This window comes from Nocardia camponoti (assembly GCF_014646135.1).
Taxonomy (GTDB): domain Bacteria; phylum Actinomycetota; class Actinomycetes; order Mycobacteriales; family Mycobacteriaceae; genus Nocardia; species Nocardia camponoti.
The window spans coordinates 87199-113436 of record NZ_BMMW01000005.1 but is presented as its reverse complement, the minus strand read 5'-3'; the positions used below and the strand labels follow the sequence as shown (position 1 = coordinate 113436).

General features: G+C 66.6%; 19 protein-coding genes, 3 pseudogenes and 1 riboswitch. Of the genes and pseudogenes, 3 read left to right on the top strand and 19 right to left on the bottom strand.

Annotated features, from left to right (window positions below):
- Positions 1-85 precede the first annotated feature (85 nt).
- Positions 86-454, top strand: coding sequence for an Rv2175c family DNA-binding protein (locus tag IEX78_RS21565; RefSeq protein WP_188830861.1), 369 nt, complete (start codon positions 86-88; stop codon positions 452-454).
- Positions 455-691: 237 nt separating this feature from the next.
- On the opposite strand, the gene IEX78_RS21560 is transcribed toward IEX78_RS21565, so the two are convergent.
- From IEX78_RS21560 to IEX78_RS21545, 4 genes are all read right to left on the bottom strand, one after another.
- Complete coding sequence (locus tag IEX78_RS21560; RefSeq protein WP_188830860.1) at positions 692-1828, bottom strand: phytoene/squalene synthase family protein; 1137 nt, start codon at positions 1826-1828, stop codon at positions 692-694.
- On the bottom strand, positions 1825-3483 hold the full coding sequence (locus IEX78_RS21555) for an alpha-(1->6)-mannopyranosyltransferase A (RefSeq protein WP_188830859.1): 1659 nt from the start codon (positions 3481-3483) through the stop codon (positions 1825-1827). The genes IEX78_RS21560 and IEX78_RS21555 overlap by 4 nt, the downstream gene beginning before the upstream one ends.
- 95 nt (positions 3484-3578) lie before the next feature.
- The gene (crtI, locus tag IEX78_RS21550) at positions 3579-5222 is read right to left on the bottom strand and encodes a phytoene desaturase family protein (RefSeq protein WP_188830858.1); all 1644 of its coding nucleotides are present in this window, start codon (positions 5220-5222) and stop codon (positions 3579-3581) included.
- A 1-nt stretch (position 5223) separates the two neighbouring features.
- Positions 5224-6330 (bottom strand): polyprenyl synthetase family protein, encoded by a 1107-nt coding sequence (locus IEX78_RS21545; RefSeq protein ID WP_229684232.1) that lies wholly within the window; start codon positions 6328-6330, stop codon positions 5224-5226.
- 296 nt (positions 6331-6626) lie between these two features.
- On the opposite strand from IEX78_RS21545, the gene IEX78_RS21540 reads away from it, so the two are divergent.
- A complete protein-coding gene (locus IEX78_RS21540; RefSeq protein WP_373291638.1) occupies positions 6627-7622 on the top strand; it encodes a methylenetetrahydrofolate reductase in 996 nt (331 codons plus the stop codon).
- Between the two features lie 110 nt (positions 7623-7732).
- Here the strand turns inward: IEX78_RS21540 and IEX78_RS21535 are convergent, their stop codons facing one another.
- The 5 genes and pseudogenes from IEX78_RS21535 to IEX78_RS21515 all read right to left on the bottom strand — a co-directional run bounded on the left by IEX78_RS21535 (position 7733) and on the right by IEX78_RS21515 (position 14376).
- On the bottom strand, positions 7733-8884 hold the full coding sequence (locus IEX78_RS21535; RefSeq protein WP_188830857.1) for an LLM class flavin-dependent oxidoreductase: 1152 nt from the start codon (positions 8882-8884) through the stop codon (positions 7733-7735).
- On the bottom strand, positions 8881-9678 hold the full coding sequence (locus IEX78_RS21530; protein WP_188830856.1) for a DUF1684 domain-containing protein: 798 nt from the start codon (positions 9676-9678) through the stop codon (positions 8881-8883). Before IEX78_RS21530 ends, IEX78_RS21535 begins: the two co-directional genes overlap by 4 nt.
- Positions 9675-11036: an NtaA/DmoA family FMN-dependent monooxygenase gene (locus tag IEX78_RS21525; RefSeq protein WP_188830855.1), complete on the bottom strand. Its 1362-nt coding sequence runs from the start codon at positions 11034-11036 to the stop codon at positions 9675-9677. The genes IEX78_RS21530 and IEX78_RS21525 overlap by 4 nt, the downstream gene beginning before the upstream one ends.
- Before the next feature lie 845 nt (positions 11037-11881).
- Positions 11882-12586, bottom strand: a pseudogene (locus tag IEX78_RS21520) (LLM class flavin-dependent oxidoreductase); the annotation flags it as partial.
- Positions 12583-14376 carry a dipeptide ABC transporter ATP-binding protein gene (locus IEX78_RS21515; RefSeq protein WP_229684210.1) on the bottom strand — a complete coding sequence of 598 codons (1794 nt, stop codon included), beginning with the start codon at positions 14374-14376 and terminating at the stop codon, positions 12583-12585. The gene IEX78_RS21515 and the pseudogene IEX78_RS21520, both read right to left, overlap by 4 nt.
- 6 nt (positions 14377-14382) lie before the next feature.
- Here IEX78_RS21515 and IEX78_RS21510 point away from each other — a divergent pair, with 6 nt between their 5' ends.
- Positions 14383-14697, top strand: coding sequence for a hypothetical protein (locus tag IEX78_RS21510; protein WP_188830854.1), 315 nt, complete (start codon positions 14383-14385; stop codon positions 14695-14697).
- On the opposite strand, the gene IEX78_RS21505 is transcribed toward IEX78_RS21510, so the two are convergent.
- The 10 genes and pseudogenes from IEX78_RS21505 to IEX78_RS21460 form a co-directional block, all read right to left on the bottom strand.
- On the bottom strand, positions 14688-15482 hold the full coding sequence (locus IEX78_RS21505; protein WP_373291641.1) for an ABC transporter permease: 795 nt from the start codon (positions 15480-15482) through the stop codon (positions 14688-14690). The two genes, IEX78_RS21510 and IEX78_RS21505, sit on opposite strands and share 10 nt — an antisense overlap.
- Positions 15483-16104: 622 nt before the next feature.
- A pseudogene (locus tag IEX78_RS24430) lies at positions 16105-17031 on the bottom strand (ABC transporter permease); the annotation flags it as partial.
- A gap of 1 nt (position 17032) precedes the next feature.
- A complete protein-coding gene (locus IEX78_RS21495; RefSeq protein ID WP_188830852.1) occupies positions 17033-18637 on the bottom strand; it encodes an ABC transporter substrate-binding protein in 1605 nt (534 codons plus the stop codon).
- The gene (locus IEX78_RS21490; protein WP_188830851.1) at positions 18634-19698 is read right to left on the bottom strand and encodes an LLM class flavin-dependent oxidoreductase; all 1065 of its coding nucleotides are present in this window, start codon (positions 19696-19698) and stop codon (positions 18634-18636) included. Before IEX78_RS21490 ends, IEX78_RS21495 begins: the two co-directional genes overlap by 4 nt.
- Positions 19695-20189 (bottom strand): GNAT family N-acetyltransferase, encoded by a 495-nt coding sequence (locus tag IEX78_RS21485; RefSeq protein WP_188830850.1) that lies wholly within the window; start codon positions 20187-20189, stop codon positions 19695-19697. The genes IEX78_RS21490 and IEX78_RS21485 overlap by 4 nt, the downstream gene beginning before the upstream one ends.
- A pseudogene (locus IEX78_RS21480) lies at positions 20189-21150 on the bottom strand (transporter substrate-binding domain-containing protein). Before IEX78_RS21480 ends, IEX78_RS21485 begins: the two are co-directional and overlap by 1 nt.
- A 15-nt stretch (positions 21151-21165) precedes the next feature.
- The gene (locus IEX78_RS21475) at positions 21166-21930 is read right to left on the bottom strand and encodes an amino acid ABC transporter ATP-binding protein (RefSeq protein ID WP_188830849.1); all 765 of its coding nucleotides are present in this window, start codon (positions 21928-21930) and stop codon (positions 21166-21168) included.
- Positions 21927-22889: an amino acid ABC transporter permease gene (locus tag IEX78_RS21470; protein WP_188830848.1), complete on the bottom strand. Its 963-nt coding sequence runs from the start codon at positions 22887-22889 to the stop codon at positions 21927-21929. Before IEX78_RS21470 ends, IEX78_RS21475 begins: the two co-directional genes overlap by 4 nt.
- 13 nt (positions 22890-22902) lie before the next feature.
- Positions 22903-22999, bottom strand: a riboswitch (SAM riboswitch).
- 831 nt (positions 23000-23830) lie between these two features.
- Positions 23831-25132, bottom strand: coding sequence for a glycosyltransferase family 2 protein (locus IEX78_RS21465; RefSeq protein ID WP_188830945.1), 1302 nt, complete (start codon positions 25130-25132; stop codon positions 23831-23833).
- A gap of 105 nt (positions 25133-25237) precedes the next feature.
- On the bottom strand, positions 25238-25987 hold the full coding sequence (locus IEX78_RS21460; protein WP_188830944.1) for an LppM family (lipo)protein: 750 nt from the start codon (positions 25985-25987) through the stop codon (positions 25238-25240).
- Positions 25988-26238: the final 251 nt, after the last annotated feature.

The window sequence follows — 26238 nt, the reverse complement described above, 5'->3', positions numbered from 1 at the left end:
GGTGATGGTGGCCCCACGATGGTAACTGGGCGACGCGGCCAGGCCTGCGGATGTAGGCGACCCAACAGCGACTACCGTTGCGTGAGTGAGTGCCATTCCTTGCAGCAAAGACGTGCTGCCCGACACCGAGACCCTGCTCGCACTGCCTGACGTCGCCGAAAACCTCGGCGTTCCCGTCACGCGCGTGCACCAAATGCTGCGCGACCACGAGCTCATCGCCGTGCGCCGCGACGGCGTGATGGGCATCCCGGAGCGTTTCTTCGACGCCGACGGCCAGGTAGTGCGCTTCCTCCCGGGCCTGATCACGGTGATGCGCGACGGTAAATACAGCGAGGAAGAAATCCTGCGCTGGATCTTCACCGAGGACGATTCGCTCCCGGGCCGCCCGGTAGACGCGCTGCACGGCGATTTGGCGCGCGAGGTTGTGCGCAGGGCGGCTGCTGAGCCCTTCTGAGTTTGGTGCGTGTCCGACGCTGGTACCGCTAGCGCACGAGCATGCGTTGTACTGCCGCGCGGATGATGACGTTCGCGGGCTCGCGAGACCTTGCGCGTTCGCTGCTACGAGGCGAGCTGGTGATCGCGTTCGTCGGGGCCGCGAGACCGTGCGCGTTGGCTGCCGCGAGACGGGCGGTGCGCACATTCGTCGGGACGCGTGCCAGTGCGCGCTGGCTGCCGTGGGGCGAGGCAGTGGCTAGGTTCGTCGGGGCGAGCGCGAGCGAACTAGTGCCGCGCTCGCCACGAGCACGCGACGCCGGGTCCCGACGACGGCCCGGCGCGCGAAAACCTCGTAGTCGGCTGACTCGATCTGGTCGAGGATCTCGGCATACAGGACTGACGCGGTGCGGATCGCGGGGCGCACGCGCGGGTCGAGGGCATCGACGCCAGGGGCCGCGCGGCGGTAGAAGTCGCGGTTGACGGCGATCAGGTGCGCCAGCGCGCGCCGTAGCGGTCCGTCGACTTTGCCCTGCTCGCGGCATGCAAACAGGCGCGCTTCGTCGACCCCGAACGCGGCCAATTCGTCGGCGGGCAGGTACACGCGCCCGCGATCAAGGTCTTCGCCGAGGTCGCGCAGGAAGTTCGTGAGCTGAAACGCCTCACCTAACGCGGCAGCGGCCGGTTCGGCGTCCGCACGCGGCCCGACCGTGCCCAACACGGGCAACAACACCAACCCGATCGCAGCCGCTGACCCGGCCATGTACTCGCGCAAGTCGCCCATCGTCGCGTAGCGGGCGCGGAAGGTGGGCGAGCCGGGGATGTCCATGCGCATGGCGTCGAGGAACGTCGTGAGGTGACGCGGGTCGAGGTGGTACGTCGCGATGGTGTCGGCGAGGGCGGCGATGATGAGGTCGCGCTGGTTGGACTCGGTCCGTCTGATCGGCGAACCCTCCGCGTGCACGATGCGCGTATCGGCAGCTCCGCGCTGGTTGTGCGAGCCCACCCGCTGACGATCAGTCCAGTTGGCGGCGGGAAAGGTGCGCTGAGCCGCGTCGGAGGACTGGACATCAGCAGGCCGAGCGTCAACCGCCGCGAGTGCCTCGGCGAGCAGGCGCTCGATCTCATCCAGTTCGGCGACCAAAGCGTGCGGCGCGAGCGTCGCAACCTTAGGGCCGAAAGTCGTTGCGCCCCTTCGACTTTCGATCGGGTCAAGCACGTGCCCTGGGTTGTCGGCGTGGTCAACCACATCGTCAACCATCCGCGCGAACGCGTACAGCGCGTGCACCGCACGACGCTGCTCGGGGCGCAACAGGCGGGTCGCCAAGTAGTACGTGCGCCCATGTTCGGCGGCTATCCGCCCGCACAGCGCGTAGGCGGTGTCGAGATCGCTCATGCTCGAACGATCGGCGCCGAATCTCTCGTCGCGACGGCGGCGCGGGAGCGGGCCGAACGCAGGTGCAGCGGGTCGACGTTACGCAACGACCAGGCAGCGACAACCGCGACGAACGTGGCGGCGGCGACATGCCAGAAGTTGTAGAGGCCGATCGACCCGTCGGGCTGGAAAACCAGCATCAACCAGGTGCAAATGCCGACGAGCCACTGCAAGGTGCGGGTCGACAGCGCGAAGCCCGCGGCGAGCGCGAGCGGCCAGGAGTAATACCAGGGCAGGGCGGCGGGGGAGAGGAGGACGATGGCGACGAAGGCGATGATGATGCCCATCACGGCCTCACGCTCGCTGTGCCGGAACCGCCACCACGTGGCGATCAGCACCACGATCAGCGTGAACGCGCACAGGCTGCGGGTCACGTCGAGCACGGCTTCTTCACGCAGCGGGGTGACCCAGGTGATCATGTCGGCGAACACCGTGGGCAGCGAAAGCCAGTTGATGATCTTCTTCGACCCTGACAGCGCGGTCACCCAGCCGAAGCCGACGCCCGCGATCGCCGACGCGGCGAGGAACACCGCAGCGAATACCGTGACGCCAAGGCCCGCGATCTTGGCGAACATGAAGAACGGATGCGGCATGTCGGCTGACGCGCGCGCGGCATCGGGGTGGTCGTCGTGGGTCGCGCTTTCCGGATACGCGGCAGCTCGTCGCGCGGCCCGTCGTTCCTTCTCGTGCAGCATCCAAATCCACACGAGGAAGGGCAGCGCGATGCCAGCCGTCGCTTTAATCGCGACCGCGATCGCGACAACAACGATGCCCGCGACGTGATGCCGTTCGAGTACAAGCGCGATGCCCGCGCACATCAGGCCGACCATCAGCATCTCGTTGTGCACGCCGCCGATGAGGTGCACGAGCACGAGCGGGTTGAGCACCGCGAGCCACAGCGCGACCGTCGGCTTACCACCAAGGTGCTTGGTGAGGTACGGGACCGCCCACATCATCAGCGCGAGGCCCGGCAGCATCACGAGCCGCAGCGAGATGGTCCCGGCGATCACGCTGTCGCCGGTGACGGTGGTAATCGCGCGGCCGATCAGCAAGAACACTGGCCCGTACGGCGCGGTGGTTGTGGTCCACACGGGGCTCACGTTGTCGAGCAGCACGCCCGGGTTGGCGACAGGACCCACCTGGTAGGGGTCGAAACCGTCGCGCAGCAGCGCGCCTTGCGCGAGGTAGGAGTAGGCGTCACGGGAGAACATCGGGGCCGCGAACAGCAGCGGCGTTGTCCAGATGACGACGATCGCGCGCAGTTCATTGAGCGTCACGCGCGTTGACCCGATAATCGCGCGACCAAGCCGCACCCACGCGGTGATCATGAGCAGGACGCCGACCCAGATCAGGATCGTCGACAACGCGTACCCATGCCCAAACCGCAACCACGAAAGATGCAGCGCCTCAAGCAACGGATCGCGCTTGCGCACCGCCCCCGCGCCAAACCCGCCGAAGGTGATCATCATCGCGCCGAAAAAGCCCATTAGGGCGGCGTGACCTTCCGGGCTGCGAAGGAAGTCGCCCGCGATGCGTAACCAGGATCGTGCGAGCACGCCCGACGAGATTCCGGTTGGCAGGTGGCGCTGCGGCTCAAGTGTGCGCGTGGTGTCCATGGGGCCTACGGTCGTCTTGGGGGGCGGCATATTCGATCGGTCCCCCCGGTTGGTCGGCGGTCGCAACCGCGAATGCGAATAGGTCGGCCGTGAGTTTACGGCTTCATCTGGGCAACACTAACCCCGAGGTCGCCCCCGACGTGCGTCCGGTCACCGGTGATTCGTGCGGCGGCCAACCGGCCCGACAGCAGCGTGGTTGGCACGCCGACCCCCGGTGTGGTGCCGCAACCAGCGAGAACAACGTTGTCAATACCGATAGACGCCGGTGACATGTTGCTCGGTCGAAACGGTCCGGTTTGTCGGAAAAGGTGGGCGATCGAAAACGGCGTGCCCGCGATCATTCCCTGCTCAGACCAGGTCGTTGGGGTGTCGAGATGGTCGACGGTGAAATGTTCGGCAATCCCGACATAGCCGCGTCGCTCAAGCTCGGCAAGCAGCTCGCGCAGGTACGCGGGACCGAGCCGGGCCCAGTCGAGCGGGGCGGCGTCGAGATTCGGGCATGGGGCGAGCAACGAGAGCGGTTCGTAGCGACCGTCAGCGCGGTCGACGAACTGCGTCGCGTCGGTGAGCGCGGGCCGGGTGAGCAGCAGCGAGGGGTCGCTCATCAGCTTGCCCTTGCCGCGCTTGGCCGCGATCTCGGTGAATGTGCGATCCCATTCGGCCCCGAAGTCGATGGTGTGATGCGCTTGGACCGGCCACTGCGCGGCGATGTGGGCGGGGATCGTGCCGTGCGCGACGACAGCCGACGGTGACGCCCGCAGCCCGCGCCGATGCTTGAGCCCAAGCGGTTTGAGCGAGCCGAGGTCAGCGGTGACGATGAGCGCGTCGCATTCGAAGAGCCGCCCGTCGGTGGTGCGGACCGCTTCGGCGCGACGGGTGCGGTGCGACGCCCCGCGCGAGTCAATCCCGAATTCCGAATGCGAGCTTTCGCGCACTGTCGCGTAATCAACCCGGTGCACGTCCGCGCCAAGCACGAGCACGCCGCCCGACCGCACGAACGCGTCAGCCAACGCGACGGTGATCGCGCGCATCCCACCCTCGGGGTAGAAGACGCCAAGGCTCGTGTCCATGTGCGGGATCGCGCCGTACAGCGCGAGCGCCTTGTTCGGGACCGTGCCCGCGAACAACGCCTGGAACGTGAATAGTCGGGCGAGGCGTTCGTCGCTCAAATACGACCGAACGCGCGGCCCAAGTCGACCGAATCCGCCAAGGCGAATCAGCCGCCCAAGCGCGTTGGCGGCGGCCGGGATCGACACCATGTCGAGCGGAGAGTCGAAGTTCGCGTCCATGAACTCGGCGAATTCGGCGTCGTAAATCCGCGCGAGCCAAGTGCGCAACCGCCGATAACCCCGCGCTTCAGCCCGACCGCACGCGCGCGCGACCTCCGCCGTCATCGCGGCGACGTCGTCGAAGACGCGAATGTCGCTGCCGTCGGCGAAGCGCGCGTGATAGGCCGGGCTCATGCGGGTGATGCGCAGCGGCGGGTGCACGGTTTCGCGCGTGTGGCCGACGGCGGCGAGTGCGTCGTCGATCAGCTCCGGCATCGTGAGAATCGTTGCGCCACTGTCGATTTCGTAATCATCGAATTGATAGCGCCCAGCTCGTCCGCCGACGTGATCGGCGCGTTCCAGCACCGTGACGGCGTACCCAACCCCACGCAGATGCAGTGCGGCGGCGAGACCGGAAAGTCCAGCGCCAATCACCACAACCGATTTGACCTGTCCCGCAACGATTTTCATGTCAGGCGGCTCGCTTGGTCGCCGAGTCAGCCATCGTGCGCAACAGTTGTTTGGCGTGCGGGGTGGCAGTGCTCGCGGCCACGGCGGCGAGGCCGGTCGCGGTGAGGTCGGCGATGCGACGTTCCACGTCGTCGACCGCGCCGAGGTCGGTAAGTAGCGCGCGCAGGTCATCGACTTCGGCGTCGGTGAGCTCAGCGCCCAAACCCGCGCGGATGCGCGCGCCCGCCGCCGCGTCGCCCCGACGCAGCGCCTCGGCGATCAACACCGTTCGCTTGCCTTCGCGCAGGTCATCACCCGACGGCTTGCCGGTAACGGCGGGGTCGCCGAACACGCCGAGCAGGTCGTCGCGGAGCTGGAACGCGATGCCGACGTCGGTGCCATAGGTGCGCAGGGCGTCGATGAGCGCCGGGTCGGCGGCGGCGAGCACAGCACCCAAATGCAGCGGGCGTTCGATCGTGTACGCGGCGGTTTTGTAGCGATTGATGCGCAGCGCGGCGTCGACCGACTCGTCGCCGCCCGCTTCGCCGTTGATGTCGAGCAGTTGCCCGCCAAGGACCTCGGTGCGCATCGCCGCCCACACCGGCGCGAACCGTTGCAGTGCCGCGGGCGCGAGTCCGGCCTCGTGGACAAGGTCATCGGCCCAGGCCAGGGCCAAATCGCCGATGAGGATCGCGACCGCGCTGCCGTACTCGGTCGCGCTACCGGGCCACGACGCGGCGCGATGACGCTGCTCAAAGTCGACATGCACGGTCGGAAAACCGCGCCGTGTGCGGGAGGAGTCGATGATGTCGTCGTGGACGAGCGCGCACGCCTGCACCAGCTCCAACGCCGCGCAGGCGGTGAGGACAGCGGGCGCGTCGGCCCCGGCGGGATCGCCGCCCGCCGCGAGCCACCCGGTCCAGGCGAAGCCCGGTCGGGTGCGCTTGCCGCCGCGAATAACGAACTGTTCGAGCGCGTCAGCGGAGTCGATGAACACCGGCCCAAGCGGCTCAACGAGCGCGCGCCGACTTGCGAAGAAGCTGGTCAGCGCGGTTTCGACGGCATCGACAAAGGCAGGCGAACCCGGGGTGAGCGCGGTGAGGTCGACCTCGGCCAACGCATCGGCCACAGACCTGGACAACGGGGTACCGATTCCGGCGGACACAGATGGCCTCCAGGTTGAGAGCGAGCGGTCGGCGTTCGGTCGCAGAATACGCGGGTCACGCACACCGTCACCCGCCGCGTGGTGCGGACGGTCTCCCGCTCCGAACGCCTCTCGCACGCTGGCCGCGGGAGTCTCCGGTCGGCTCAGTGCTGGATAGTCTCGGTATTCTCCGCCGCTGGGATGTGTGCATTCTCCCCGCGAATCCGGACAATTCTCGCGCGGGTGCGAGTCGCCGCGGCCCCGCCCACTACACTGACCGGGTGACTTTCGACAATGGACGGGGAATTTTCGCCCCAGCTGACACCCACTCCACGCCGATCGTCTCGAATACCCCGTCCGTGGTGCAGAGTTTGGCCGCCCATTCTGGTGTGCCGTTCTCGGTCGAGTTCAATCCGCCGCGCGACGCGGCGGGCGAGGCGCGACTGTGGCGTACCGTGCGCGAATTCGAGCGCATGCACCCCGCGTTCGTCTCGATGACCTATGGCGCTGGCGGGTCAACCAAGGACCGCACGGTCCGCATCACCGGCGAACTCGCCACCGAAACCACGCTGCTGCCGGTCGCGCACCTCACCGCCGTCGGCCACAGCATCGACGAACTGCGCGCGCTCGTCGGCTCCTACGCCGACTGCGGTATCCGCAACCTGCTCGTTTTGCGCGGCGACCCGCCGGGCGACCCCCTCGGTGAGTGGACCAAGCATCCCGAAGGCGTGGAATACGCCGACGAACTCGTCCGCATCGTCCGCGACCTCGGCGACTTCCACGTTGGCGTCGCTTCGTTCCCGCAGGGCCATCACCGTTCGCCCGACCTGGACACCGACACCCGCTTCCTCGCCGCGAAACTCCGTGCGGGAGCGGAGTATTCGATTACCCAGATGTTCTTCGACGTCGACCATTACCTGCGGTTGCGTGACCGCGTTGTCGCGATGGACCCGATCGAGGGTGCCAAGCCGATCATCCCCGAGCTGATGCCGATCACGTCGCTGCGCACGGTCGCGCGTGCGGAGGAACTGTGCGGTCGCCCGCTTGGTAAGTCGGTGATGGAGCGCCTCACCCGCGCGGCAGGCACCGGCCCTGAGGAAGATAAGGCCGCCGTCCGTGCGGAAGGCATTGAGATCGCGACCGAAATGGCGCAGCGGTTGATCGCCGAAGGCGCGCCCTGCCTGCACTTCATCACGTTGAACTTCGCGAAGGCGACGGGCGAGGTGCTGGCGAATCTGGGCTACGGCGTCACAGCGGCCCCGGCGCGCATCGCTTAGTCGACAGCCGCAAAGGTCGGCGGTGGCATTTCCGTGCACTTTCGCGACCTCATTGCCCCTTTTCCTGGGTTAGGCCGCGAAAGTGCACGAATATGCCAGGTCAGTCGACCCTAATTTCGTACCCCAACATCGGCGTGTTCGCGCCGACGCGCCGGCGTCAGGTTCCACGCCTCCGCCAGCAACCGGTGCGACTCCAAGCGGTCCGCGTGATCGTGCGTAATGGTCGTGATCAGCAGCTCATCGGCCCCGGTCACGCGCGCGAGCGCTGCCAATCGCTCGGTCACCGTCTCCGGCGCGCCGACAATCTGCGACGCCAACCGGTCGCTGACCAGGGCTAGTTGCTCGTCGGTCAGCGGCGCGGCACCCGGCGCGGGGTACTTCGCCGCCCCCGCGCCGCTGCGAATGCTGTACACCCACTGTCCATAGGTGCTCGCCAGTTCGCGCGCCCGCTCGTCCGTCGGCGCGACGACAACGTCGGCTGACACGATCACATGCGGCGCACTGAGCACCGCCGACGGCACAAACGCCGCCCGATACGCCTCCACCGCGGCGACCGCGGTGCCAGGCGCGACGTGATACGCCGACGCGAACGGAAGACCGAGTCGCCCAGCCAATTCCGCGCTTTCGCCAGCTGACGACCCAAACAGCCACAGCTGCGCGTCGATGCCTTCGCCCGGAACAGCGTGCAGCGCAACACCATTCGATGAGACGAAGTCGCCGTTGAGTAGCGCGCGCACCTCGGCGACCTGGTCGGCGAAGTCCAACGCTTCGGCGTTGCGCTGCTGCAACGCCTCAGCGGACGCGAGGAACTTCGACTTGTCGATGATGTTCCTGGCTTCGAACGGCGGCGGAATCACGACACCGTCGCGCACCTCGGTCTCAATCACGGTGTCGGACACCGTACTTGGTGCCGTGAATGCGGTACGCCGATGTCCCGACCGGCCAAGACCAACGTCGAGCCGACCGGGGTTGAGCGCGTCGACCGTGCCGAACGCTTCCACGATCGACGCCGACGTGTGATGCCCAACCTGTACCGCCCCGGTTCCCACGCGAATACGCGAGGTCGCGGCGGCTACCAACCCAAGCAACGTCAGCGACGACGAACTGGCAACCGAAACGAAGTGGTGCTCAGCGAGCCAATACCGATGGTAACCCCACTGTTCCGCGTGCTGGGCAAGGTCGATGGTGTTGCGCAAAGCCTGTGCGGCACTTGACCCTTCGCTAATCGGCGACAGGTCAAGAATCGAAAGAGGAACACTCATCGCCGTGGATCCTGTTCGCCCGCCTCAACGGCCACACTCAGTCGGTTCTCCGCAGGAGCAACCGGGCACGTCGCGTAATCGGTGAACGCGCACGGCAGATTGACAGCCCGGTTGAAGTCGAGTTCCACGGTGCCGTCCTCGGCGACCGCGCCAACGGTCAGCACCCGCGCCGCCGGGTAGGTTGTGACGCCGCTCGTCGCGTCGGTGAAGAGAACACGCAGCTCAGCGGGGGTGCCGAAGGCGACAAGCGAGAGGCGCTGACCCTTGAGCGTGAACTCGATCGTGCCCTGCGCGCGGTGGTGATGCTCAAGCCCGGCGACGACCGCGCCCGTCGTCACGGTCCGCTCGGTCTCGAACGGGGTGAAGTTGCCGGTCACGACCCAGCGCGGGTCAGCCGGGTAGGCGACAACGCCGGTGAAATCGCGCAGGGTCGCCGCCGCGCTGTCGTGCACGCGTACCGCGAACTGACCCGAGCGACGGATCACCTCAAGCTGACGCCCATCGTTGTCGACAAGCAGGCCAGGCGCACCTTCGACGGGCGTCAAGATCGAAACGCCAGCGACGAGTTCGCCGTCGAAAACCAGCCGGTCAGCGGGCTGCGCGGTGATGAACACCTTCTCGTCGGTCACCCACCACGTGCCAGGCACGCCGTCGAGGTGCTCGGGTGAATCGGTGAGCCAGTGCAAGCCGGTGAGGCTCAACCAGCCGAGCGGCGCGCGCAGGGCGGCTTCGCGCTCTTCGTGCCAGCGGGTCCATTCTTCGGTGAAAGCGGTGGTGTTCAGGGTGGCGGTCATGACGCACGTGCTCCTTCGAGATGGCGGGTCGGGGTACGCAGGCCGAGGTGGTCGCGCAAGGTGGTTCCGGTGTAGTTGGTGCGGAAGCTGCCGCGTTCTTGCAGCTCAGGCACCACTTTGTCGACGAACTCATCGAGCCCGCCGGGAGTGAGGTGGGGGACGAGGATGAAGCCGTCGGCGGCGTCGGCCTGGACGTAGCTGTCGATCTGCTCGGCGACCTGGGTCGCGGTGCCGACGAACTGCTGACGGCTGGTGACCTCGATGATCAGTTCGCGGATCGAGAGCTTGTCCGCTTCGGCCCGCTCACGCCACGACTTCACCACTACCAGTGGGTCTTTCACGTGGCGCACGCGACCGCGAGTGATCTCGGCGGCGGGGTCGGGGTCGACGTCCGGCAGCGGTCCGTCGGGGTCGTATTCGGAAAGGTCGCGGCCCCACACCTGCTCAAGGAAGGCGATCGCGGTCTGCGGGCTCACCTGTTGCAAACGGATGTGGCGGGCGCGTTCGTTGGCGTCTTCGAGCGTGTCGCCGATGACGAACGTCGCAGCGGGGAACACAAGCAGCTCGTCATGGGTGCGCCCGTACTTGGCGAGGCGACCCTTGATGTCAGCGTAAAAGCGTTGTCCCGCTTCAAGAGTGCCGTGCCCGGTGAAGATCGCATCGGCGGTTTTCGCACCGAATTCGCGGCCGTCGTCGGAGTCGCCCGCTTGCAGCAGGACGGGGTGACCCTGCGGGCTCGGTGGGAGCACGAAGCGGGCGTCGATGTCGAATTGCGAACTCACGAACCGGGTTTCGGGGATATCGCGGGCGAAGACGCCGCTCTCGCGATCCACGACGAGCGTTTCGCTGCCCCAGCTGTCCCACAGCGCGCGGGTCGCCGCGACCACTTCCTCCGCGCGAACGTAGCGCTGACTGTGGTCGAGATACCCACCGCGCCTGAAGTTTTCGCCGGTGAACGCGTCGGAGGAGGTGACGACGTTCCACGCTGCGCGGCCGGCGCTCAGATGGTCCAGCGAGCTGAATTGCTTCGCGAGCTCGAAAGGTTCGTTGTAAGTGGAGTTGATCGTGCCCGCCAGTCCGAGCCGCTCGGTGACGGCGGCGACAGCGTTGAGCACGGTGAAGGTGTCGGGTCGCCCGACCACGTCAAGGTCGTGCACCTTGCCCAGGTGCTCGCGCAGCCGCAGTCCTTCGGCGAGGAAGAAGAAGTCGAAAAGGCCCCGCTCGGCGGTGCGCGCGAGGTGTTCGAACGAACTGAAATCCACCTGCGACTTCGACGCCGGGTCCGCCCACACCGTCGTGTTATTGACGCCGGGAAAATGCGCGGCGAGATGCACTTGCTTACGTGGTTTGCCGGTCACAGCGCGGCTCCTTCGGTGGCGTAACGGCTGGTTGGGCGGGGCAGGGCGAGGCGGTCGCGGAAGGTTGCAGCATTCCGATTGGGCGTGGGTGCCAGGGGTGGCGAGGAGTTGGCGGGCACATTGAGGCTGTTAGCGGATGCGCTGCCGTTCGGCTCGGTGGTGCTCGATGGGGGCGCGTCGCCGTTGGCTCGCAGTGGGGTGAGGCGGGTCAGGAAGGCGTTGAGGGCGAGCGGGCGGAGGGTGACGCCGTCGGCCGCGTCGGCGACGGCGGCGAGGAGTTCGGTGAGGCCGGCGGGGGTGCCGACGAAGGTGATGTCGTCGATGCTGCGGCCGAGCCAGCCGTCGAGTTCGGCGAGTTCGCGCTCCGCTTCGGCGATCGAATCGGCAACGTGGACAACGAGATCCACCACGACGTGCACGCTGTCGGCATCTCGTCCAGTGGCAGCAACCTCGCGACGCACGTCATCGCGTCGGGCCGCAACCGCGGCGAGCCACGTGGTCAGCGGCAGCGGTCTCGCCTCGCCAGCAACGGTGCGAGCCCGCAGGTAGCCGTGTTCCGTGGTGACGGCGGTGTCCGGCTCGGCATTGAGCTGGCCGTGGGCCGGGCTGTGGGCTGAAGTGTCCGGCACGGCACTGAGCTGGCCGTGGGCCGGGCTGTGGGCTGAAGTGTCCGGGTCGGCATTGAGCTGGCCGTGGGCTGAAGTGTCCGGCACGGCACTGAGCTGGCCGTCGGCCGGGCTCTGGGCTGAGGGATCCGGCACAGCTGGGAGCACGCCGGCGTGGACCGTGTTCGCTGGCGAAACACCGTCGCGCGCACCGGGCTCGTCGCGCCCACCTAAGTCGGCTGTAGCGCCCACCCGCACCACGTCCGCCCGACGGGCCGCCACTTTGAGCGACTCCGGGCTATCCGCGCGCACCACAACAACCGGCTGGCCCTGCGGCGAGCGCGGGGTGATCGACGGGCCCTTGACCGAGAAAAACTCGCCGACGAAGTCGATGTAATGCACGCGGGCGCGGTCGATGAAGCGGCCCGTCGCGGTGCCGCGGATTTCCGCGTCGTCCTGCCAGCTGTCCCAAAGACGAGTCGCGACCTCGACTGCCTCTTCCGCCTCGGCCCACAAGGATTCAGCATCCTGAATCTCCTTGCGGCCAAACGCTTTCGCTTCGGCATCGGTAGACGACACCGTCACTTCCCACCCCGCGCGCCCCAGGCTCGCGAAGTCAAGTGCCGCAACAGCTTTCGACACGTGAAACGGCTCGGTGTGCGTCACGCTGACCTGCGGGATCAGGGCGATGCGCAAGGTCACCGGTGCCGTGCGCGCCGCGATCGCCACCGCGTCAAGCTGCCCACGCGCGACGCCGTCGCCCTCGGCAATGCCAAACGAGTCCGGCACCAGCACCGCGTCGAACCCAAGCGCCTCCGCTCGCGCAACCGCCGCGGTCCAATACGCGGCACCAAACACGTCTTCGGCGCGGGAGTCCGCACGCCGCCACGACGCCGGATGCGTTCCGGTGCCTGCGGTTTCGAGGCCCAATAGCAGGTCGCTCATCGGGTGAGATCCTTTCCGTCAGCGGGCGCTGGAATGGCGGCCAGCAATTCCCGGGTGTACGGGTCCTGTGGGTCGGTGAAAATCCGTGCGGTGGGCCCGATTTCGACGATCCGCCCGTGGCGCATCACCGCGACGCGGTCGCTGATCTGCCGCACCACAGCGAGGTCGTGGGAGATGAACAGGTAGCCGAGGTCAAGTTCGGTTTGCAGGTCGTTGAGCAGCTCGATGATTTGGGCCTGCACTGACGCGTCGAGCGCGGACACCGGTTCGTCAAGAACAAGCAGGTCAGGGTGCAAAGCGAGGGCGCGCGCGATGGCGACACGCTGCCGTTGCCCGCCCGAGAGCTCGGCGGGCCTGCGGTTGGCGAACTCGGCTCCAAGCGCGACCTGATCAAGCAACTCAGCAACCCGTGCTTTGCGGTCGCCAATTCCATAGGCGCGCAACGGTTCCGCGATGATCTCGCTGACCCGCCAGCGGGGATCAAGCGACGAGTACGGGTTTTGATACACCACCTGGAACCGTCGCCGCAGTTCACGCAGTCGCTTGCGACGGATGCTGGTGAGGTCGTGCCCGTCGAAGGTCACCGTTCCGCTATCAGCGGTGGTGAGCCGCAAGGCAATTCGCGCGGTCGTCGACTTGCCGGAGCCGGATTCGCCTACCAGCGCGAGAGTTTCGCCACGATCGAGACTGAACTCGACACCGTCGACCGCCGCGATACTGCCGCTGCCGAGGTGAAACTGCTTGTGCAGCTGTCGAACTGAGAGCAGCGGTGTGTTCGCTCGCGCCCGTTCGGGGCGGAAGTTCGTTGGCGCGAGCGCCGGCGACGACGCGAGCAGCCGCCGCGTGTACGGGTGCGCTGGCTGGGCAAGCACCCGCGCGGTCGGCCCGGATTCGACCACTTCCCCGTGCGAAAGCACGACAAGTCGGTCGGCGCGTTCGGCGGCGAGCGCGAGGTCGTGGGTGATGAGCAGCACGGCGGTACCGCGCGCGGCGATGCGTTCGGCGAGGCGGTCGAGTACCTGTCGCGCGACCGTCGCGTCGAGGGCACTCGTCGGCTCGTCGGCGATGATCAGGTCGGGTGAGCAGGCGAGCGCGATCGCGATCAGCACGCGTTGCCGTTGCCCGCCCGACAGTTCATGCGGATACTGCCGCGCACGGGATTCGGGCTGGTCAAGACCAACTTCGGTGAGCAGTTCGACGGCTTGCACCGCCGCGGTGCGTCGGTCGGCGAGCTTGTGCACAACCAGCGCTTCGGCCACTTGCGCACCAATCCGCAGCGCGGGATTCAGCGAGAGTCCGGGGTCTTGCGGAACGAACCCGATCCGCACCCCGCGCAGCTTGCGGACAGCGCACTCGTTGCTGGGATCGATTGTCGCCCCGTCGAATTCGATACGTCCGTCGACGGTCGCGTGGTCATCAAGCAGCCCGATCACCGAATGCGCCAGCGTCGACTTCCCCGACCCGGACTCCCCAACGAGCGCGACGACTTCGCCCGCACGGACGGTGATTGAGGCGCCTCGGAGAGCGGGAACGTCCCGGTTGTCGACCCGGTAAGACACGCGAAGGTCGGCGATCGAGAGCAGCGGAGCTGAGCCTGCTTGGTTGGGATCGCGGGGACGACCTGCGGAAGCGTCGCCCAGCTCGCTGTGCTGCGTGGCCCGTTGGCCGCGGTAACCGCTGCCTGCGGATACGTCGCCTAGCTCGCTGTGCTGCGTGGCTTGTTGTTCGCGGGGTTGAGCGCTGCCTGCGGATGCGCCGCCTAGCTCGCTTTGTTGCGCGGCTGGTTGCATGCGGGGATGACCGCTGTCTGCGGACGCGTCGGCCCGCTCGCTGTGTTCGGCCCGCTCACTCTGTTGCGTGGCTGGTTGCTCGCGGAGAGGACCGCTGTCTGCGGATACGTCGGCATGCTCGCTGTGCTGCGCGGCTTGTTGTTCGCGGGGATGACGGCGGTCTGCGGGTGCGTCGGCCAGCTCGCTGTGCTGTGCGGCACGTTGCTTGCGGGGATGACCGCTGTCTGCGGATACTTCGGCCAGCTCACTGTGTCGCGCGGCTCGTTGGTCGCCCCTGCCTGCGTCAACTCGCGACGTGGCGCGTGTTTCACTCATCGCTGACCTCCCCCAAAACGGCGGCCCAGGTACTGGGCGGCAAGCACGACAGCGATGATCACCAAGCCCGGCAGCGTGGTCAGCCACCATGCCGACGCCAAGTAATTGCGTCCTTCCGAAATCAGCGAACCCCATTCGGGCGTAGGCGGTTTCGTGCCGTACCCGAGGAAGCTCAGCGACGAAACGGCGAGCACCGCCATGCCGAATTCCACTGCCGCGAGCGCGAGCACCGGCTGTATCGAGTTGGGCAGGACGTGTCGCGCGAGCACGCTGTACCAACGCACCCCCGACGCGTGTGCCGCCTCGACGTACGGCGCGTTGCGCACCCGCAGCACTTCCGACCGCATCACGCGCGCGAAGTTGGCAATGAGCGAAACACCAACGGCGATAGCGACATTGCGCGTTCCGAAGCCGAGCGCGGTCACTAATGCGAGCGACAGCAACAGGGCAGGAATCGACAGCAGCACGTCAACAACGCGCATGATCGCGGCGTCGATCAGCCCACCAGCCGCGCCCGAAAGCAACCCGAGCAGCGACCCGACGACGAGCGCGAGTCCGACGGCGGTGACGGTCGCGGTGAGCGACAGCCCCGCACCGTGTACTACCCGCGTGAACAGGTCACGGCCAAGGTTGTCGGTGCCGAACCAGTGTGCGGCACTGGGACTTTGGAACTTCTGCGCGGGAACACCGCTGAGCGGATCACCGGACGCGAAGATCGACGGGACGAGCGCCCATGCGATCGCGAGAAGCAGTACGCCGCTAGCAACAATGACCCCAACTCGGCCGCGCACCCACCGAACGGGCGATACACGCGACACTTCGTCGTCAGCGACCAACGTGGGCCGCGTTGCAACGTCAACCACGATGCACCCCTTCACTATTCGCCGATGTCACCGATGCGCGCTCGGCTTCGCGTGATGCCGTTGCTGCCCGCCCCTCGCTCGACGAGGTCACCGATGTGCGCTCGACCTCGCGTGTTGGCTTGGCTGCCCGCTCGCTCACAGATGTCACCGATGCGCGCTCGACTTCGCGTGATGCCGTTGCTGCCCGCCCCTCGCTCGACGAGGTCACCGATGTGCGCTCGACCTCGCGTGTTGGCTTGGCTGCCCGCTCGCTCACAGATGTCACCGACGCGCGCTCGACCTCGCGTGAAGCTTTGGCTCCACGGCTAGCGCTCGATGACGTGGCTAGCTCGCCCGCCGCATCATCGGCGTCGTCCCCCGCGCGTTCGCGCCCTAGCACGTCGCTCGTTGTGCCGTTGCGTTCCTCCGGACCGCTGACGGGCTGTGCTCCATCAACTACGGTAGGCGCGACGCCACCGCGCCCGCCCTTCCCCGCATCAAGCGCACCTTTCGCACCGCGCGATGCTGCCCACTTCCGTGCGAATCCCCAGCGGACCGCACCCCCGGTCGCCGCCGTGATCCGGGGATCAAGCAGCGGATACACCAGGTCAACAAGCAAATTCACGGATACGAAAACCACCGCCGACAGCAGCACCACCCCCTGCACGACCGGGATGTCCTGGTTCATCACCGCGGTCTGCGTCACCCGACCAACACCGGCCCGCGCGAACACCGACTCGGCGACCACCGAACCCGCGAGCATGTTGCCGACGATCACGCCCGCGATCGTCAACGCCGGGATGCTCGCCAGCCGCGCCACATGCCTGCGCTGCACCCACCACCGCGAACCACCTTTAGCCACAGCGACTTCCGCGAACGGCTGCCGCCACGTGTTCGTGATGCTCGCGATCAACACCTGCGCGATCACCGCGCCCGTCGGAATGGCGAGGGTGATCGCGGGCAACAACGTGCCACGCAATCCGGTACCGCCGAACGCCGGAAACCAGTGCAGTCCGAACGAAAAGACTTGCAGCAGAAGCAGACCCGTCCAGAAGTTCGGGATCGACACGCCCAGCGACGGCAACGCCGACAACGTGTCACGCAACCACGGCCTGCGGGTATGGGTGGCGAAGAGCGCCAACGCGCCACCGCCAATAACGGCGAAAACGAGCGCGAGCGAAGCCAACGCCAACGTCGACGCCACCGCGTCGGCAATCAATTTCGTGACCGGCTGACCAGTGCTGATCGACCGCCCGAGGTCGCCAGTTACGGCGTTGCCAAGCGCGGTCGCGTACTGCTCCCACAGCGGCTTATCGAGCCCGTAGCGGGCCTGCATTTCCGCGATCGCGGCCGGGTCCGGCTTCACCCCGACACCCACGTCAGCCGCGAGCGAAACCGGGTCCGACGGGAGCAGATACAGCACGACGAAGGAGACGGTGAAGGCCGCCCACAGCACCGCGATGGCTTGGCCGACCCGTCGAACCAGGTAAATCGCCATGTCAGCGCCCGCTCACCCAGGTGTCGAAGAACTGCAACCGCGCCGACGCTTCGAACTTCACGTCGTGGGTGTTGCGACCAGCGCCGATCGCCTGCGAAAGCTCGATGGTGGGGATGTAGAGCCCGTTGCTGAGGACTTCGCGCTGCGCCGTCGCCAGTTGTGCGTTGCGTGCTGCGGTGTCGATGGTCGACAACTGCCCGTCGAGCGCGGCATCCAGGGCGGGAATGGGGCCGCGTCCGTTGAGGTTTCGGCCAGCAAGCGCGAACGAGGTACGCAGGATGTCGCCGTCGGCGCGGGTCGAGTTGCCGTAGCTGAAGTCGAAATCCTTCGACGCTGAACGCGCCAAGCTCTCCGGCGTCGAAACCAGATCAAGCTTCAAGTCGAAGCCGATCTGCTTGAGCTGCTGCTGCACCAACTCCAAGATCGCCTGATTTCCAGCGAACACCGCACTGAAAGTCACAGCGGCACTGAGCCGTTCACCGTTGCGCACGCGAATCCCGTCGGGACCTGGCACCCAACCAGCTTGCTCAAGAAGAGATTTTGCCTTGGCCGGGTCGTAGGTCAACGACTGGTCAACGTAACCGGGCGTGTTCGCCGCCAACACCGACGTCGCAGGCTTGAACTGCGGCCCGAGCACGGTGTCAACGAGCTGCTTGCGGTCGATCGCGGGCAGCAGTGCCTGCCGCACGACGGGATCGCGCAGCACGCCACGGGTGAAGTTGGGCTGCAGACCGAAAACCAAACCCGGGTTCGACGTCGAAAGCACGCGGCCGCCAGCACTGGAAATCTGCGGCTCGTCCTGGGAAAGCGCATCCGAGATCGCGTCGAGTTGCCCGGAAACCAAACTGCCTGTGCGAACGCCAGATTCGGGCACAACAGTGAATTCGATCTTGTCCAGGTAGGCCTCGCCCTGATGTGCGAAAACCGCTGAGCCCCAGCTGTATCCGGCGCGCTTAGCCAGCGTCACCGACTGGTCCTGCTTGTAGCTCGCGTAGGTGAAGGGCCCACTGCCGATGTTGTCGCCAGCGCAGCGCGCTTCGGCGGGCTTAGCGTTAGTTGACGCGGCCAAGATACCGAGCTGCGGCGTCGACGACGCCTGCAAGAACTGTGCGTTCGGTGCCTTGAATTCGACTCTGGCAGTGAGCTTGTCGACGGCCGTCGTCCCGACATAACCGGTGAGGTAGCTGGTGCCCAGCGTCGCCTTCGCCGCGCCAAGTTTGGTGATCGCGTCGAAGGTGTCGCGCACCGAATCGGCGGTCAGCGGCGTGCCATCGCTGAACGTCACGCCGTCGGCGAGATGGAAGGTGAACACCTTCGCATCCGGGCTCACCTCCCAACTCTTGGCGAGCCAGGGGGTGATTTTGCCGGTCGCGGGGTCCTGATCGGTGAGGGAATCAACGATCTGACGCGCAACGTAAATGGTCTGATTGGTGCCCGACTGTGCCGGGTCCGAGCAAGTCGGCGCACCCGATAGGCCGTAGCGCAACGTCCCGCCGGGCTGCGGCGGACCGGCATCGCCCCCGCCAGCGCTGTCGGTGCCGCACGCGGCGAGAGTGGTCGCCGTCGCGACAACGGCGGCGACGGCGAGAACACGAGAGCGAATCACAGTGTGGCTCCGGACAATTGGGAGGCGAGCGGCCTGGACGGGATGCGACGACGCAACTCCGGCGCCACCTCGGCTTGGAACAGGGTGAGACTGTCGATAAACGCGGACTCGGAACGACCGTCGCGGTCGGCGGAAAGGTGAATCACCTCGTGGCCGAGCTGCTCGTGGTAGCGGCTCACCTTGTCAATCACCTGCTCAGGCGACCCGATGAGCGCCGACGACCGTTCAACGAAATCTTCTAGGGTGTCGAACACGATCGGAATACCGCGCGTGCGCTGAAGCTCAAGGCGCGCAGCGTAAATCGGTGCGAACGCGGCAAGCGCCTCCTGCGACGTGCGCGACACCTGAATGCCCGCAGTGCCCGCGCCAACGAGCGCGTCGGCGGGATCGTGCCCGTAGTGCTCCCACCGTTCGCGGTAGTAGGCGATCAATTCCGCATACGGCGCAACAGGATTGGTGACATTCGCCGAGAAAACCGGGTCGCCGTAGCGGGCGGCGAGTTCGACCGAATCCTTGCTTGTCGCGCTGCCGTGCCAGATGCGCAGGCGCGGTTGCAGCGGTCGCGGAAGTGCTTTCGCGTGCTTCAACGACGGCCGGAACTGGCCTTCCCACGTCACGTCATCGCTTGCCCACAACTGCCGAAACAGTTCGTAGCCTTCACGATTGCGGTCCCACTGGTCGTCGGTTGTCACGTGATACAGCTCGGCCTGTGCGGTGCCGTTGCCCTTGCCGATGATCAACTCAAGGCGGCCGTCGCTGAGGTTGTCGAGCGTCGAATAGTCCTCGAACGCGCGCACCGGGTCGAGCAGGCTCAGCGTGGTCACGGCGGTGAACAGCGCGATATTGCGCGTGCGGGCGGCGAGGTTGCTCAAGATCACCGGCGGCGCGGCCGAGATGAACGGATCCTCGTGCCGCTCGCCGACAGCGAAACCGTCAAAACCCAGGTCATCGGCGCGTTCGGCGATGTCGATCACCTCGGCGAACCGCCCGCGCGTCGACGGCGTGACGCCCGTAATCGGGTCGGGAGCGTGGGTGATGAGCGTCATCAACAAGAACTTCATGCGGTCAACCACTTCTCGAACGGATGCGGCCCAACCTCTTCGGCGGGCAACGTCGGGTCATACAGGGCGCGATAGCCAGCGGCGAGGTACAGCGCGACCGCCTCGGGCTGTCGCCAGCCGGTCGTCAGGTACACGCGCCGGTAGCCGCGTTCGCGTGCGAGTGCTTCGAGTTCGGCGACAACGAAGCGACCCAGACCCTGCCTGCGATGCGCCTTCGACGTCCAAATGCGTTTCAGCTCAGCGGTTTCGGTGTCATAGCGCTGGAACGCGCCGCCCGCGATCGGTTCGTCGTCGCGGGTCACGACAAGCAGCGCGCCGTGCGGTGCGGCGAAGTGGTCGGGGGAGTAGGCACGCAGGCTGTCATGCACCGCGACGGGCGGGCGCTCATAGCGCGTCGCGTACTCCTCGGCCAGTTCAGCGAGCAGCGGCGCGGCGAGCGGGTCGTCTTGGGCAACCGAATGCACGCGCAGTTCGCGCGTCGACGAGCTCATCAGGCGACCGGCTTCTTGGGCAGGCCCGGCGGGTTGATGCGCGACTCGGTGACCTTCTCCGAGTCGAGGCCCCAGCGGTCGAGCACCTTCTGGTAGCTGCCGTCGGCGATGGCGCTGGCGATCGCGGCGTGGATGGCCTTGATCAGGCCGTTGTCCTTCTTGGTCGTCACGGCGATTTCGCCCTGGATGATGTCGCCAGCGCCGGAGAACGAACCAACCAGCTTCGTCTGGCCCGACGTTGTCGAGTGGTAAATGCCGCTCGGGTTGGGGGTGATGTAGGCGTCGAGTCGCTGCGACTGGAGCGCCAGGTAGTGATCGGTGATCTGCTGGTAGTAAGTGATGTCGACCGGGGGCAGCCCCTCGGCGACGTTCTGCTCGTTCCACTTCACCAGGAGCTGCTCCTGATTGGTACCGCTGCCGACGCCAACCCGCTTGCCCGCCAAGCTCTTTCGATCCTTGAACTCAAGCGTGCTCTGCTTAGGCACCTCGACGGCGAGGTTGTCTTTGCGGTAGGTCGCGAAGTCGTACTTCTCCTTGCGCTCCTCGGTGACGGTCACGTTGGAGATGAACGCGTCGACCTCACCGGAGTCGACGCGAACGAAGTTCACCGACCAATCGGCGACGGAGGAACAAGTTTCAGGCCGAGCTTGTCAGCGAAGAGGGTGGCGAGGTCGACTTCGGAGCCAATGACGGTCTTGTCGTCGGTCGCGTAGAACCGCAGCGGTGGGGCAGCGCCAGACGGGCCGGTCACTAGCAGCGTGCCGCGATCCCGAATTGCCTTGGGTACCAACGCTGCTGCCGCTTCGTCCTTCGGGACGTGGATGCGACCGGCCTGCTCCGGCGACAGGTCGAAGGTGACGCCAGCGGCCTTGACCGTGTTGGCAGCCTCGGGATCGGTGCCGCACCCGGTCAGCAACAGCGTCGCCGCGGCCGTAATGCCAAAGAATGTAGAGAATTTCATCAAGAGCCTGTTCTGCTAGTGAACGCGAGCGAGGAAAGCGCGAGTACGCGGATGTTCGGGGGCGTCGAGAACCTGTGCGGCAGTGCCTGTTTCGACGACTTTGCCGCCGTCAAGGAAGACGACGCGGTCGGCAACCTCACGGGCGAAACCGATTTCGTGCGTGACGATCACCAGCGCGGTGCCCTGATGGGCGAGCGTGGCGATCACGGTGAGGACTTCGCCGACTAGTTCGGGGTCAAGCGCGGAGGTGGGCTCGTCGAAGAGAATCACCTTGGGGCGCAAGGCAAGTGCGCGTGCGATGGCGACGCGTTGCTGTTGACCGCCGGAAAGTCGGCGCGGGTAGGCGTCGGCGAAATCTTTCAGGCCGACGCACTCAAGGAGGCTGAGTGCTTCCGCACGCACGGTCGCGCGGTCGCGGCCCTGCGCCGACACCGGCGCGAACACGATGTTTTCCAACGCGGTGAGGTGCGGGAACAGGTTGAACTGCTGGAAAACGAAGCCGATATGGGCGCGTTGGGCGCGGACGCGGCGGTCGCTGAGCGCGTGCAGCGCGCCGCGCCGCAGCCGGTAGCCGATGAGTTCGCCGTCGGCTTCGACGGTGCCGGAGTCCTGGGCTTCGAGGTGGTTCAGCACCCGCAGCAAGGTGGATTTGCCGGAGCCGGACGGGCCGATCACGGCGACGACCTCGCCCGGTGCGACGGTGAGGTCGACCCCGCGTAGCACCTCGGTGCCACGGAAAGACTTGTGAATCGCGCGAGCGGCGATGGCGGGAGTGGTCATCGGGTTGCTCCCCTTGGTGCGGTCGCGTTGGCGATGGCGATGCAGCGTTCTTTCGCGCGTTGCCACGGTGGCTGAACTGCTTGGCGGCCAACGCCTTTCGCGTAATAGCGCTCCACGTAGTGCTGAACGACCGACAGGATCGTGGTGAGGATGATGTACCAAACGGTCGCGACCATGAGCAGGGGAACGACGCGGCCGTTGCGGCCGAAAACGACCTGGACCTGGTAGAACAGCTCCGCGATCGCCATCACCGACACGATGGAGGTCGACTTGAACAGGCTGATCACCTCATTGGCCGCGTTCGGCAGAATCGAGCGCATCGCTTGGGGGAGCACGATGGTGCGGAACTGTCGCCAGCGTGGAATGCCAAGCGCCGCAGCAGCTTCCAGTTGACCCTCATCGACAGACTGGAGACCAGCGCGAATCAGCTCGGCCGAATACGCGGCCTGATGCAGCGCGAGCCCGATCACGGCGGCGCTGAAACCGCTGATCACCCCGTTGACCTCGAAGTCAATGAAGCCGGGGCCGAACGGAATTCCGAGCGACAGGCGCTGATACAGGTAGGCGATGTTGAACCAAAACAGCAGCTGCACGATCAGCGGAATCGACCGGAACGCCCAGATGTAGGTCCACGCGATCACGCGCAGCACCGGGTTGGTCGACATGCGGCCGATCGCGATCAACAGGCCAAGGCCGAAGCCGAGCCCGGCGCCCCACAGGGTGAGCTCAATCGTCACCCACAGTGCGGCGAGCACGGATTTCGCGGTGAAATACTGTGCGAACGTTGCCCAATCCCAGCCCGGATTGGTGATCAGCCCGTGCGCGAACTGCGCGACGAGCACCAGCGCGACAGCCGCGACGACCCAACGCCACGGATGCCACGAGCCCGCGATCGGCGGCACCGGGTCGACATCGACCGATGACGCAGAATCCGCGGGAGCACTTACGGATACGGTCATCGAAATCCCTACTCCTCCATCGCACCTGGCAGGAAGCACCCACCTCCGCATGTGCGGACGGGTTGCTGCGACGTCATCGAGCCAGGTCTCTCGGTCGCTCTGGATGGTTAGCCGCCCGGACCAACTGGTCCAGACAACGATGAGCATCGGTCACGATGTGGGGGTTGCACAACGGTACAAATCAGCGTGAGCGCATCGGCGCGGTTGGGTGTGTCGGGGTGGACAATCGCCGGGAATGGGATGGCAACGGGGTGGTTGCGATACAGGTGGCATATTCGTGCTAGTTCGCGGCTTGGGCACTCGAATTCGGCAGTTTGGGCGTGAACTTGCACGTTTATGCCACTCGGATCGCAACCGCTTAGTTGCCGCCGTTGGGGACGCTCAGTCGGCCTGGCGCGCCTGCGACGCTGAGGTGGCGAGCGTCGGTGCGGGTCCGCAAGTGGACGTAGGCACGCGTCGGCAGTTGTGCCACCGCAATCGGTTTCGGAAAGTGGTGGGATTGGCCGGTTTTCGGTGCGGTTTCGTCCGTGCGGAGACGACTCGTAACATTGCCACGGCACCCCCGCCGCAGGAGCTGGCGGTGCGCCGCAGACCACGGCCGCCCAACCGGCCGCGCTGAGCAGCCTCGGACTGATTCTGGGGATGGATCAGCGCAGACGTGATGCGGGTGCCACGTGTCTAGTGGCGACCAGGGTTCGGCGCTTCCACCGGAGTTCGTCGCTGCGGCGGCGACGGTGCGACTGCCCAACCGGGAAAGCCGCGCTGAGGAGCCTCGGACTGATTCCGGGGATCGGTCAGCGCAGACGTGATGCGGGTGCCACGTGTCTAGTGGCGACCAAGGTTCGGCCCTTCCACCGGAGTTCGTCGCCACGGCGGCGACGGTGCGACTGCCCAACCGGCAAAGCCGCGCTGAGGAGCCTCGGACTGATTCCGGGGATGGATCAGCGCAGACGTGATGCGGGTGCCACGTGTCCGGTGGCGACCAAGGTTCGGCCCTTCCACCGGAGTTTGTCGTTGCGGCGGCGGTAGTGCGAGCGCGCCCACAGGGTCAGATAGTTGGCCACTGCGAGGGGATGCGCTGCCGCTGAGGTGACATCGGAAAGTGGTGGTGCCGATGGTGTTTCGATGCGCCGCGCAAGGAGTCTGCCCGTGACGGCAGCCGCGTACCCAAGCAAACCGATGCGGCGCGTGCGACCGCGCGCGAAGACGGCGGCGACCGGCGGAACCCAATATGCAAGCGCGAGCACCGCGCCCACTGCGGCGCCGGAGTCGATGCGACCACCGTAGGCCGAGTGCAGCCAGCGCGTATATCCGCTGGTGAGGGCGGTCGCATCGGTGTACATGCGAGTACGGGCCCCCGGCCCTGCGGCGACCAACACCGTTTTCGCACCGCTTCTGCGCAAGGCGCGGGCGAGATCGAGGTCCTCGGTCGCGCTGGCAGCAACAGCGGCGTGCCCGCCAGCCGCGCGATAGGCGTCAGCGTCGATGACAAGGAACTGTCCACAGGCGACCGCCATCGACGTCCGCAGACTGCGATTGCTGACGGTCACCGGCAGGGTCGACGCCCACGACCAGGCAAGCAGCGGTTGCATCACCTTTTCGACCGTCGACCCCGCGAGTTGCTCCGGCCAGACCGAAACCAATCCCGCACTGCCCCTGCGCAATTCGGCGACAGCGGAAGCGATCGCCTGCGGCGCCACCCGCACGTCGGCATCGAGAAAGACCAGCGTCTCTCCGCGCGAAGCGATGCGCGGAGACAGTCCCGCTCGACCCTGCGTAGCTGCACCGCGTTCCTGAACGGAGTCCGCGCCATCCTCGGCAATGTCTGCGTTGGAGTTCCGCTGGGCGAGATCAACCGCTCGTGCCGCGAGGCGCGCGCATGCTGCGGCTTTGCCAGTCCAGCCAGGGGCTGGTTCGGCGGCTGAGTGCAGCAAGGTGAAGCGTTCGTCGCCGTCGATCGCTTCGTGTGCTCGCGCGAAGGTGTCGTCGGTTGACGCGTCGTTGAGGATCAGCACCCGCATGCGCGGCACGCCAACCTGTGCGCGAAGGTCGGCGATCAGGCGCGGCAGCGTTTCCGCCTCATCGCGCGCCGGAATACACACCGTCACTGGCTCAAGCACCGCCACTCCGGCACGCGGCAACACGCGCATCGTCGCGAGGTTGTAGGCGGCGGTCAGCGTCCCCGCGCAGGCAACACCGGTGCCGAGGGAGGTCAACCCGCGCCCGACGCGCGCCCAGTTCATCCGCACGCGACCCGCCGCCCAAACCCCCGTCGACCTGGCGTGGCGGGGCTGGCCCACCTGCGAGCTATCGGTGCGCAGCCAGACCCGGTCGGGTGTCGCTGTCTCCTACCGCCCAAGTCGGCGACTCGCCACCTCACGCCACATTTCGGACGGGGAGAAGCTCGGGCGCGGGGCGTTCGGTGGCGGGAGGTTGCGGTTGCGGTAGGCCATGCCCGCCGCCACTGCAGCGACGGCAAGGGTGATCCCGCCGACGATGCCCGCCCAGCCCGCGAACGAGCGGGTGTTCGGGTCGGCGTACTTCACCTCGGCGCGCAGGGTGCTCACCTCACCCGCGGGCAGTTTCCACAAGACGGTGTTGTCGCCTTCGCGGGTGCCGTTGGTCTTCGCGACACGCGCGGGGAACGCGATGGAGAACTGCACGTCGGAACCGTGGGGTGGCACCGACTGGAGGTCAACGCGACCCGCGAGGCTCACCAAATCGCCCGAACGCGTGAAGTTCAGCGAGAACATGCCCTGCGTCTGATCCGACAGCCCACCCAACTGGCTGACCTCACCGAACGAGAGGTCGTCGAAAAACGCCTGGGAGCCGACGTACCCGTCCTGGTTGTAGTTCTCGATGCGAACCTTCGCGGCGAGCTGTTCGGGCGTCGTGAGCTGCGGACCCTTGTCGTTGGAGTTCGTCGGCACTGACGCCGCGACAATCCGCCCGGAAACGCGGTCGTTCGACGAAACGCCAAGCGACGCCTGCACACGCAAGCATCCGACAAGCGCGGGCGCGAGCAACGCGAACAGGGCGATCACCGACGCGAGACGCCGCACTCGCGGCGCACGTGAAGGTCGGCTGGCGATGGGCATGTCGGCGACGGGACTCGGCTGCACGGGTCACATCGTGCCAGGCTCACGCCGCATAACCCACCCGACGCCCCGACCCCCGCCCCGACCAGCCCTTTCCCACCTACGAAACCCCAGCGCGCCCACATTCGCACGACCCGTGCCGCCGAAGCGCGCAGCCCGAACACACAGCCCTAACCAGCCGACTGTGGCCGGCGATGGGCACGTTCCCGCAGTCGGTACACCATCGCGCCCCCGATCGGTGCCACCCCTAC

Coding starts and splice junctions, on each gene's coding strand:
- IEX78_RS21560 (WP_188830860.1), bottom strand. CDS start 1,828: ATGAGCGATCTCGACACCGCCTACGCGCTGTGCGGGCGGATAGCCGCC.
- IEX78_RS21555 (WP_188830859.1), bottom strand. CDS start 3,483: ATGGACACCACGCGCACACTTGAGCCGCAGCGCCACCTGCCAACCGGA.
- crtI (WP_188830858.1), bottom strand. CDS start 5,222: ATGAAAATCGTTGCGGGACAGGTCAAATCGGTTGTGGTGATTGGCGCT.
- IEX78_RS21535 (WP_188830857.1), bottom strand. CDS start 8,884: ATGAGTGTTCCTCTTTCGATTCTTGACCTGTCGCCGATTAGCGAAGGG.
- IEX78_RS21530 (WP_188830856.1), bottom strand. CDS start 9,678: ATGACCGCCACCCTGAACACCACCGCTTTCACCGAAGAATGGACCCGC.
- IEX78_RS21515 (WP_229684210.1), bottom strand. CDS start 14,376: ATGCAACCAGCCGCGCAACAAAGCGAGCTAGGCGGCGCATCCGCAGGC.
- IEX78_RS21510 (WP_188830854.1), top strand. CDS start 14,383: ATGACCGCTGTCTGCGGACGCGTCGGCCCGCTCGCTGTGTTCGGCCCG.
- IEX78_RS21490 (WP_188830851.1), bottom strand. CDS start 19,698: ATGAAGTTCTTGTTGATGACGCTCATCACCCACGCTCCCGACCCGATT.
- IEX78_RS21485 (WP_188830850.1), bottom strand. CDS start 20,189: ATGAGCTCGTCGACGCGCGAACTGCGCGTGCATTCGGTTGCCCAAGAC.
- IEX78_RS21475 (WP_188830849.1), bottom strand. CDS start 21,930: ATGACCACTCCCGCCATCGCCGCTCGCGCGATTCACAAGTCTTTCCGT.
- IEX78_RS21470 (WP_188830848.1), bottom strand. CDS start 22,889: ATGACCGTATCCGTAAGTGCTCCCGCGGATTCTGCGTCATCGGTCGAT.
- IEX78_RS21465 (WP_188830945.1), bottom strand. CDS start 25,132: ATGAACTGGGCGCGCGTCGGGCGCGGGTTGACCTCCCTCGGCACCGGT.
- IEX78_RS21460 (WP_188830944.1), bottom strand. CDS start 25,987: ATGCCCATCGCCAGCCGACCTTCACGTGCGCCGCGAGTGCGGCGTCTC.